Annotated in this window: 8 protein-coding genes; 5 read left to right on the forward strand and 3 right to left on the reverse strand. The window is 73.9% G+C overall.

The window, feature by feature from the left end:
• Nucleotides 1–372: 372 nt before the first annotated feature.
• Nucleotides 373–1,461, reverse strand: coding sequence for an amidohydrolase family protein (locus tag GA0115240_RS04215; RefSeq protein WP_093735293.1), 1,089 nt, complete (start codon nucleotides 1,459–1,461; stop codon nucleotides 373–375).
• Between the two features lie 89 nt (nucleotides 1,462–1,550).
• Here GA0115240_RS04215 and GA0115240_RS04220 point away from each other — a divergent pair, with 89 nt between their 5' ends.
• The gene (locus tag GA0115240_RS04220) at nucleotides 1,551–2,591 is read left to right on the forward strand and encodes a pyridoxal-phosphate-dependent aminotransferase family protein (protein WP_256069536.1); all 1,041 of its coding nucleotides are present in this window, start codon (nucleotides 1,551–1,553) and stop codon (nucleotides 2,589–2,591) included.
• A gap of 34 nt (nucleotides 2,592–2,625) precedes the next feature.
• Here GA0115240_RS04220 and GA0115240_RS04225 read toward each other — a convergent pair whose 3' ends face one another.
• The gene (locus tag GA0115240_RS04225) at nucleotides 2,626–4,317 is read right to left on the reverse strand and encodes an LCP family protein (RefSeq protein ID WP_093735294.1); all 1,692 of its coding nucleotides are present in this window, start codon (nucleotides 4,315–4,317) and stop codon (nucleotides 2,626–2,628) included.
• A gap of 341 nt (nucleotides 4,318–4,658) precedes the next feature.
• Between GA0115240_RS04225 and GA0115240_RS04230 the strand changes: the two genes are divergently transcribed.
• Entirely contained in the window at nucleotides 4,659–5,030 is a 372-nt protein-coding gene (locus GA0115240_RS04230; RefSeq protein ID WP_093735295.1) for a DUF488 domain-containing protein, read from the forward strand.
• A 67-nt stretch (nucleotides 5,031–5,097) separates the two neighbouring features.
• Here the strand turns inward: GA0115240_RS04230 and GA0115240_RS04235 are convergent, their stop codons facing one another.
• Nucleotides 5,098–6,636, reverse strand: coding sequence for an aldehyde dehydrogenase (NADP(+)) (locus GA0115240_RS04235; protein WP_093735296.1), 1,539 nt, complete (start codon nucleotides 6,634–6,636; stop codon nucleotides 5,098–5,100).
• Between the two features lie 131 nt (nucleotides 6,637–6,767).
• Here GA0115240_RS04235 and GA0115240_RS04240 point away from each other — a divergent pair, with 131 nt between their 5' ends.
• The 3 genes from GA0115240_RS04240 to GA0115240_RS04250 all read left to right on the forward strand — a co-directional run bounded on the left by GA0115240_RS04240 (nucleotide 6,768) and on the right by GA0115240_RS04250 (nucleotide 9,195).
• On the forward strand, nucleotides 6,768–7,538 hold the full coding sequence (locus GA0115240_RS04240; RefSeq protein ID WP_093735297.1) for an IclR family transcriptional regulator: 771 nt from the start codon (nucleotides 6,768–6,770) through the stop codon (nucleotides 7,536–7,538).
• 28 nt (nucleotides 7,539–7,566) lie between these two features.
• Nucleotides 7,567–8,391 (forward strand): class I SAM-dependent methyltransferase, encoded by an 825-nt coding sequence (locus GA0115240_RS04245; RefSeq protein ID WP_093735298.1) that lies wholly within the window; start codon nucleotides 7,567–7,569, stop codon nucleotides 8,389–8,391.
• A gap of 180 nt (nucleotides 8,392–8,571) precedes the next feature.
• Nucleotides 8,572–9,195, forward strand: a complete 624-nt coding sequence (locus GA0115240_RS04250; RefSeq protein ID WP_093735300.1) for a SigE family RNA polymerase sigma factor — start codon at nucleotides 8,572–8,574, stop codon at nucleotides 9,193–9,195.
• Nucleotides 9,196–9,339: the final 144 nt, after the last annotated feature.

Consider the following 9,339-nt stretch of genomic DNA (forward strand, 5'->3'; position numbering starts at 1 on the left):
GCGGCCGCGCCGATGACCGCGGCGCGATGGCTCGTGGGCATGCGGAAGCTGGGAGTGCGGTACACGGGAGATTCCCTACGGATGGCGTGGCATCCCCGGCGCGCGCCGACGCGGACAGCCGCCGGGGATCTGGATCCGGTCATGCTGGCGCACCGAGGGTGAACGCACCGACACTCGGCGCTACTTCATCCCAAAGGGTGGTTTCCGAATCCGTCTTCGATTCCCGCCAACACTGCTAGGAACAGGCGTTCCCGGCCATCACTCCGCTGCGGGGTGACGGCCTTCGCCTCCGTTGACCCCAGCCCTTCCGTGGAGATGCACAACCGTCCGGACCCGCAGCACGTCACGGCCCGTCAACCGGCAGCGCGGCACCTACCCGAGCACCGCTCCCCGCAGCACGATCCGCCGCGGCGCGCCCAGTATCGCCACGTCGGTGCGCGGGTCCTCGTCGTAGACCACGAAGTCGGCGGGGGCGCCCTCCTCCAGGCCCGGTCGGCCGAGCCAGTCGCGCGCGCCCCAGGTCGCGGCGGACAGCGCGGCCGCCACCGGCAGCCCGGCCGTGACGAGTTCGGCCACCTCGGCCGCGATCAGGCCGTGCGGGAGGCCGCCGCCGGCGTCCGTGCCGGCGTAGACGGCGATCCCGGCGTCGTGGGCGTCCCGTACCGTGTCGTAGCGGCGCCGATGGAGCCGGAGCATGTGGTCCGTCCAGCGCGGGTACCGGGTCCGGCCGCCCTCGGCGAGCTGCGGGAAGGTCGCGATGTTGACCAAGGTCGGCACGATGGCCACGCCGTGCGCCGCGAAGAGCGGGATGGTGTCGTCGGTCAGCCCGGTCGCGTGCTCGACGCAGTCGATGCCGGCCTCGACGAGGTCGGCCAGCGACTCCTCGGCGAAGCAGTGCGCGGTGACCCGGGCGCCTTCCTGGTGGGCGGCGTCCATCGCCTCGGCGAGCGCGTCCTTCGGCCAGCAGGGGGCGAGGTCACCGGTCTCCCGGTCGATCCAGTCGCCGACCAGCTTGACCCAGCCGTCGCCGCGGCGGGCCTCGCGGCGGACATAGGCGGCCAGGTCGCCCGGCTCGATCTCGTGGGCGTAGTTGCGGATGTAGCGGCGGGTACGGGCGATGTGGCGGCCGGCCCTGATGATCTTCGGCAGGTCCGCGCGCTCGTCGGTCCACCGGGTGTCACTGGGCGATCCGGCGTCGCGCAGCAGCAGCGCGCCCGCCGCGCGGTCGGTGAGCGCCTGCCGCTCGGCGACGTCGGGCTCCACCGCGCCGTGCGCTTCGAGGCCGACATGGCAGTGCGCGTCGACCAGCCCGGGAAGGACCCATCCGGTGACGGTCCCGGCCGGCTCGGCCGCGGGGCGCCGGTAGGTGATCCGGCCGCCGACGACCCACAGTTGGTCGCGTACGTCCTGCGGTCCGACCAGGATTCCGCCTTTGATGTGCAACGCCTCGTGATCCGCCATGCACGGCACTGTACGAGGCGCTGGGTAACCTCGGCCGTACGGCCCCCGACCCGCCGTCCGGCCCCCGACCTGCCGAGGAGCGCCCGACCGTGTCCCACCACCCCCTGCTGGACCTGCCGCCGCTGACCGCGGGCGCCTTCGCGGCGACCGAGCGGCGGATGGCCGAGCTGCTGGGCACCGCCAACGACGTGGTGATCACCCAGGGTGAGGCGCTGCTGCCGCTGGAAGGCGCGATCCGGGGCGCGGCCCGGCCGGGGTCGACCGCGCTCAATGTCGTCACCGGGCCCTACGGGCGGACCTTCGGCGACTGGCTGCGGGACGCGGGCGCGCAGGTGGTGGAGCTGTCGGTGCCCTTCGACCGGGCGGTGACCGCGGATCAGGTGGCGCGGGCGCTGGAGCGGCACCGGGGGATCGACCTGGTGTCCCTGGTGCACGCCGAGGCGGCGACCGGGACGAGCAACCCCGTGGCCGGCATCGGCCCGGTGGTCCGCGCGCACGGCGCGCTGCTGATGCTCGACGCGGTGGCGTCGGTGGCCGCCGAGCCGCTGCGGACCGACGCGTGGGGCGTGGACCTGTGCGTGGTCGGCGCGCAGAAGGCGATGGGCGGCCCCGCCGGGGTGTCGGCCGTCGCGGTGAGCGAGCGGGCCTGGCGGCGGCTGGCGGACAATCCCGCCGCGCCGCGCCGCTCGTATCTCTCGCTGCTGGACTGGAAGGAGCGCTGGATCGACAGCGGTCGCCGGGCCTTGCCGCACGCGCCGGCGCAGCTGGAGATGCTGGCGCTGGCGGCCTGCCTGGACCGGATCGAGGCGGACGGCCTCGACGCGGTGATCGCCCGGCACCGCGGCGCGGCGGACCGTGCCCGCGAGGGGGCCTTCGACCTGGGCCTGTCGCCGTATGTCACCGATGCCCGGGACGCGGCGCCGGTCGCCACCACGGTACGCACCCCGCAGGGCATCCACGCGGGTGCGTTGGCAGCCGCGGCCCTGACCGCCGACCCGGAGGTCCCGATCGCCGCGGGCGCCGGCCCGCTGGCCGCGGACCTGCTGCGGGTCGACCACTACGGCCGGTGGGCGGACCCGGCGGTGGTGGACCGCGCCCTGGCGGCTCTCGGCGCGGCCCTGAAGCGCTGATCCGGGCCGTCGCCTGCCCGCCGCCGCGGTCCGGCTACGGCGCCGAGTCCTTGACGTTCCCGCTGATCGCGTACGCCTTGATCGGTGTCATCCCGTAGCGGCTCGGCTTGGTGGTCACCCTGCCGTCGGCGGTCTCTCCGATCGTGCTGAAGGTGCTGACCGGGGCGCACTTGCCGTTCTCGTTGCCCTTCTGCTGGTTGGCCCCGCTGAGGGCCGCCGCGGTGTCGGCCGGTGCGGCCTTGACCTTGCCGCCGGGGAAGGCGTCGCCGGTGGTCCAGTCGGCGCCGATGAGCAGGACGAGCTGGGTGCCGGTGCCCTGCACCAGGGCGGCGGCGGGCAGTCCGAGCGCCGAGGCGACGGACTTGGCCTGGGCCTGCTCGCCGGCCGGGTAGGTCAGCGTGCTGGTGGGGGTCGCGTCGCCGTTGCCGGAGGTGGTGTCCTTGCTGAAGCCGTCCCCGATCAGCGCCTTGGCGATCTCGCCGGCCCGGCCGCCGATACCGGTGCCGTTCCGCACCACCACGGCGATCTGGGCGGGCGGTACGGGGGGCGGCCCGGACGGCTTCGGCTTGGCGCCGGGGGCGCCCTTGGCGGGCTTGGCCGTGCTCAGGGACTGGTCGTTGGCGATCGTCTTGAACAGCGACGCCGCCTGCGGGGCCATCACCGTCTTGGTCCCGGTGCCGTCGCTGAGGGGCTCGTCCTGGGTCTGCATCGTGGTGAAGGTCATCCGGTCGGTGGGGACCTTGTTCACGTCGTTGGCCAGACCGATGAGTTTCTGGACGGGCTTGATCGACTTGTCGACGGTCAGCGACTTGGTGGCCGCGTTCGCCAGGCTCCACAGCTTGGTGGGACTGCTGAGGGTGTTCTGGCTCTTGAACTTGTTGACCATGGAGGTGAGGAACATGTGCTGGGAGACGGTACGGCCGGTGTCGCTGCCGGTGCCGAAGCCGTGCCGGGTGCGCAGGAACTCCAGGGCGGCCACCCCCTGGAGGACGTGTGTGCCCTTCTTCAGCTTCAGGTGCGAGTACGGGTCGTAGACGTTGTTGTCGACGCAGACGCTGACACCGCCGACCGCGTCGGACATGTTCACCACGCCGGAGAAGTCGACCATCATGAAGTGGTCGATGGGAATGCCGGTCAGCTGGTGCACCGCCGCGACACTGCAGCCCGGGCCCCAGTTGAGCGCCGAGTTGATCATCGTGTCGGGCTGCTCGCCGACACTGGTGTGGTTGTCGTTGTCGACGCAGGCCGGCAAATCGGCCCGCAGGTCGCGCGGGATGCTCATCACGGTCGCGTTGGAGCGGTCGGCGGATATGTGCACGACCATCTCCACGTCGGCCCGGGCCCCGGAGGCGGTGGCGCAGGCGCCGCCGAGCTTGCAGTCGGCCGCGCTGGTCCGGCCGTCCGAGCCGATCATCAGGATGTTGATGGGTGTGCGGCCGAAGGCGTCGGCCTTCTCGTGCCCCGCGTCGCCGGACTTGCCCGCGTACAGGTCGGCGGACTTGATGTTGCCGCTGAGCTTGCTGTACGCGTAGGTCGCGGTGCCGACGCCGAGCAGCACCACGATGCCGGTCGTCCAGGCGGTGATCTTCAAGGCGCGCTTCCCGCCGCGCTTCTGCTGCTTGCGGGCCGCCGCCCGGCCGCCGACCACCGGCCCCTGCGGTTCGGTGGACGAGGCGCGGTGGCGCGACGAACCGCGGTTTTGCTGGTTGCTGCGGGACCGCGACATCGAACCTCTTCCTTCGGAGCGTTTGGCCGTGCGACTGCCTGAACACCGCAGGCTTTATGACTCCGCCCTGGGGTGAACCGTTGCAGATGAGGCAGCACGACAGGCATATCTGCACAAGATCTTCACTTCATGAACGGAGCAAGCGGCGCGTCTGTGGGTACGGAGGGACGACGGCGTCCCGGTCCGCGCCCACGACCGGAGGCATCACCGGCCGCGACCCTACCCGCGCCACCTGCGCGCCGCGCCGAGGGGGCCAGTCCCCGGGGGCGCGGGACGCGGCCGGCGGGAAGACTGGGGACACAGCACGCCCCTTATAGCCCGCCATGAGCAGGAGGTCCGCCATGTCCCCGTCCGCGACCGGCTTCCGGGTCCGCCGCGTCTACGATCCGCCGGAGCCCGACGACGGGGTCCGCGTCCTGGTGGACCGCCTGTGGCCCCGCGGTCTGGCCAAGGCCCGGGCTCAGGTCGACGAGTGGCCCAAGGAGCTCACGCCGTCCGGTGAGCTGCGGGCCTGGCTGCACGCCGACCCCGAACGCTACGACGAGTTCGAGCAGCGCTACCGGGCGGAGCTGGCGGCGGCCGGCCCGGACGCGGACGCGACGCTGCGGCGGCTGCGGGAGCGGGCCCGCCAGGGCCGGGTCACGCTGCTGACCGCGGTGAAGGAGCCGGAGCACAGCCACGTACCGGTGCTGCTGGACCGCCTGCGGCGGTGAGGCGGGCGGTCCGGCGGGGGCTCCGGCGGGGGCGGCCCGGCCCGGACCGCCCGAGGTGGTGGGCGGACTACTCCCGTACGCCGTCCACCCGGCGCGGGATACCCAGCGGATTGCCGTCGCGCAGCTCGGCGGGCAGCAGCGCGGGCGGGGTGTCCTGGTAGGCGACCGGCCGCAGCCACCGCTCGATGGCGGTGCCGCCGACCGAGGTGGAGGTGGAGGTGCTGGCCGGGTAGGGGCCGCCGTGGTGCTGGGCGGCGGCCACCGCGACGCCGGTGGGCCAGCCGTTGACCAGCACCCGCCCGGCCAGCGCGGTGAGCCGGGCCAGCAGCGCCGCCGCCGGGCCGCCGGGCCGCTCGGCCTCCTGGGCGCCGAGGTGCGCGGTCGCGGTGAGATTGCCGGGCAACCGGTCCAGCACGGCCGCCAGTTCGGCGTCGTCCCGGTAGCGCACGACCACGGTCAGCGGCCCGAAGCACTCCTCCAGCAGCAGGTCGTAGGCCGCGCCGCCGGCGGCGTCGGCGAGTTCGGCCGCCTGGACGGTGACGTAGCCGGGGCGCACCCCCAGGCCGTCCCCGTCGCCCGGGCCGACCGGGGCGGTGACGCCGGGCAGGGCGGCGCGGGCGGCGGCGCCCTGGAGGAAGCGGTCGCGCATCCTGGCGTCGAGCAGCACCCCGGGCAGCACGCTCGCGGTATCGGCGGTCAGGGCGTCGACCAGCCGGTCGCCGTCGGGGCCCGCGGGAGTCAGCACCAGGCCCGGCTTGGTGCAGAACTGGCCGTTGCCGAGGGTGAAGGAGCCGGCCAGGCCGGCGCCGATCTGCTCGGCGCGTTCGGCGGCGGCGGCCTCGGTGACCACCACCGGGTTGAGGCTGCCCAGCTCGCCGTAGAACGGGATCGGGCGCGGCCGGGCGGCGGCGGCGTCGAACAGCGCCCGGCCGCCGGGGATGGAGCCGGTGAAGCCGGCCGCGGCGACCAGCGGGTGCGTGACCAGTTCGACGCCGGCCTGGAAACCGTGCAGCAGGACGACCGTGTCGGCGGGCAGTCCCGCCTCGACGGCCGCCCGGCGCAGCAGGTCCGCGCACCGGGCCGAGGTGGCCGGGTGGTCCGGGTGCGCCTTGACCACTACCGGGCAGCCGGCCGCGAGCGCGCTGGCGGTGTCGCCGCCGGGCACCGAGAAGGCCAGCGGGAAGTTGCTGGCCGCGTAGACCGCGACCACGCCGAGCGGGATCTTGTAGCGGCGCAGGTCGGGGCGCGCGATGGGCCGGGCGGCCGGGTCGGGGTGGTCGATGATGACGTCGAGGAAGGCGCCCTCGTCCACGATGTCGGCGAAGGCGCGCAGCTGGAAGGCGGTCCGGGCCAGTTCACCGGTGAGCCGCGGCACCCCGAGGGCGGTCTCCGCGTCGGCGGTGGCGATCACCTCGGCCGCCGACCGCTCCAGCAGCCCGGCGGCGCCGCGCAGCAGCCGCGCGCGTACGCTGCGGTCGGCGAGGGCGGGCAGGGCGGCGGCGGCCGCGCGTACAGCGGTGTCGACTTCTCCGGCCTCGGCCTCGACGCCGACCTCCTCCCGCCGCTTCCCGGTTCGGGGGTCGACACTCCAGACTGGTACTCCCACCGGAAGAACCTCCACATTCTCCGTACTGCACACCGTCGACGTTCTATATACTGAACGACGTCTTCACATGTGAATCTATGTCGGCGAGCCTACGTCCGCTCCGCCCGGCCGAACAAGAGGGGTCGCACGCGATGGCTGCTGGCGAGGGAGCCGGTTCCCAGGTCAAGTCCGCGGTTCGCACGGTGGAACTGCTCGAGTTCTTCGCCGGCAGCCCCGGGATGCACAGCCTGGCCGCGGTCCAGGAATCGGTCGGCTACCCCAAGTCCAGCCTCTACATGCTGCTGCGCACCCTGGTGGAACTGGGCTGGATCGAGACCGACGCGACCGGCACCCGGTACGGCATCGGGGTGCGGGCGCTGCTGGTCGGCACGTCGTACATCGACGGCGACGAGGTGGTGGCCGCCGCCCGGCCCACCTTGGACCGGCTGTCCGACGACACCAGCGAGACCATCCACCTGGCCCGGCTCGACGGCACCAGCGTGGTCTACCTGGCCACCCGGCAGTCGCAGCACTACCTGCGGCCCTTCACCCGGGTCGGCCGCCGGCTGCCCGCGCACTCCACCTCGCTGGGCAAGGCGCTGCTGGCCACGTACACCGACGAGCAGGTGCGCAAACTGCTGCCGGAGACGCTGGAACCGCTCACCGAGCACACCCACACCGACCGCGAGAAGCTCATCGGGGAACTGGCCCAGATCCGCGAGCAGGGCTACGCGGTGGACCGCGAGGAGAACACCCTCGGGCTGCGGTGCTTCGGCATCGCCATCCCCTACCGCACGCCCGCGCGGGACGCGGTGAGCTGCTCGGTGCCGGTGGCGCGGCTGACCTCCGGCCACGAACAGATGATCAAGGACACGCTGTTCGACGCGCGGGACCGGCTGCTGCTGGCCACCCGGCGGCTGTAGCGCGCCGGGGCGGATTAGGGTCGGTGGCATGGCCACCCATGACGATCCCGCTGGCGATTCCGCAGCCGATTCCGCAGCCGACCAGCCGTACGATCCCGTCCTCTTCGCCCGCCGCGCCTCCTCCTTCGGGGCCGTGGCCGCCGCCTACGCCGAGCACCGCCCCGACTACCCGGAGGCGGCGGTGCGCTGGGCCCTGGAGCCGGCCTTCGAGAGCACCGACGCGGTGCTCGACGTGCTCGACCTCGGCGCGGGCACCGGCAAGCTCACCGCCACCCTGGTGGCGCTCGGGCACGAGGTGACGGCGGTCGAGCCCGACGACGACATGCGCGCCGCGCTGCGGACCCACCTGCCGGAGGTGACCGCGCTGGCCGGCGGCGCGGAGAACATCCCGCTGCCCGACGCCTCGGTGGACGCGGTGGTCGTCGGGCAGGCCTTCCACTGGTTCGACCAGGACCGGGCGCTGCCGGAGATCGCCCGGGTGCTGCGGCCCGGCGGTTCGCTGGCCGCGCTGTGGAACACCGACGACGACCGGGTCGACTGGATCGCCGAACTCGGCCGGATCGCCGGCAGCCGCGTGTCGTTCATCGACTGGAACCCCGCCCGCCGGATCGACGCCCACCCGGCCTACTCGCCGGTGGAACGGGCCGACTTCCCGCACCGCCAGCGGCGGACCGTCGACTCGCTGATCGCGACCGTGGCGACCCACTCGCACATCCTGGTGCTGGAGCCGGCCCAGCAGGCCGAGGTGCTGGGCCGGGTGCGGGAGTTGCTCGAGTCCCGGCCGGAAACCGCGGACGGCGGCTTCGATCTGAAGCTCATCACGCGCGCGCAGCGCTGCGTGCGCACCGGCTGACGCGGCCGGCCGGGCGCCGACACGCCCGTTCGGCCAGCGGCCGTTGCCGCTGGCAACAGCCTTGCCGAGGTCCTCTCGGCGGCGGTGAATCCGCTGGTCCCGACCTCTGCCCAGGGCCTTGCCCCGCTGCTACGCTCTCGCCGCGCCGTGGCGGGGACGTCCGGGCAGGAAGAGGTGACCGTGGGCACAGCCATCGGCGACGATGCCGCCGCGTTCCACGCGTTCTTCGAACGGCACTACGCCGAACTCGCCCGCCTCGCCGCGTTGCTGACCGGCGAGGCGGACGCGGCTGACGACCTCGCCGCGGACGCGCTGGTGGTGCTCTGGCGGCACTGGGACCGGGTGCGCGCCGCCCGCCACCCGGCCGCCTACGCCCGCGGCGTGGTGACGAATCTGGCCCGGTCCAGGATCCGCAGCGCGGTACGGGAACGGCGGCGGGTGGCACTGTTCTGGTCCCAGCGCGGCGAGCGGGTCGAGGAGCCGGACGTGCCGGCCGTCCTCGATCTGCGGGACGCCCTGCAGCGGCTGCCGTTCCGCAAGCGGGCCTGCGTGGTGCTGCGGCACGCCTTCGACCTGTCGGAGAAGGACACCGCCGAGGCGCTGGGCGTCTCGGTCGGTACCGTGAAGAGCCAGACGTCACGCGGGGTCGCCGAGTTGGAACGACTGCTGGCACCGCTGCCGGCCGGGCCCGATACGGTTCCGGCGGTGGGGCGGGCCGCGGCGGCGGGCCCGGACGCGGCACGGATCCTGGGCGCGCCCGCTCCCCCGCGACGTGCTCGGACACGTACCGGACGGGGAGTGTGATGGCCGAACTGCCGGAGCGGCTGCGGGCGGCGGCCGAGGCGCACCGGCCGGACCGGGGCCGGATGCTGGCCCGGGTGGAGCGCGCGATGGTGCCGCCCGGGCAGCGGTCCGGCGGCCCCCACGCCGACCGGCCGCCCGCGCCCT

The organism is Streptomyces sp. DvalAA-14, from assembly GCF_900091855.1.
Classification (GTDB): Bacteria; Actinomycetota; Actinomycetes; order Streptomycetales; family Streptomycetaceae; genus Actinacidiphila.

Excerpts from the sequence above, each read along its gene's own strand:
- GA0115240_RS04215 (WP_093735293.1), bottom strand. The coding sequence starts at position 1,461 with ATGGCGGATCACGAGGCGTTGCACATCAAAGGCGGAATCCTGGTCGGA.
- GA0115240_RS04225 (WP_093735294.1), bottom strand. The coding sequence starts at position 4,317 with ATGTCGCGGTCCCGCAGCAACCAGCAAAACCGCGGTTCGTCGCGCCAC.
- GA0115240_RS04230 (WP_093735295.1), top strand. The coding sequence starts at position 4,659 with ATGTCCCCGTCCGCGACCGGCTTCCGGGTCCGCCGCGTCTACGATCCG.
- GA0115240_RS04240 (WP_093735297.1), top strand. The coding sequence starts at position 6,768 with ATGGCTGCTGGCGAGGGAGCCGGTTCCCAGGTCAAGTCCGCGGTTCGC.
- GA0115240_RS04245 (WP_093735298.1), top strand. The coding sequence starts at position 7,567 with ATGGCCACCCATGACGATCCCGCTGGCGATTCCGCAGCCGATTCCGCA.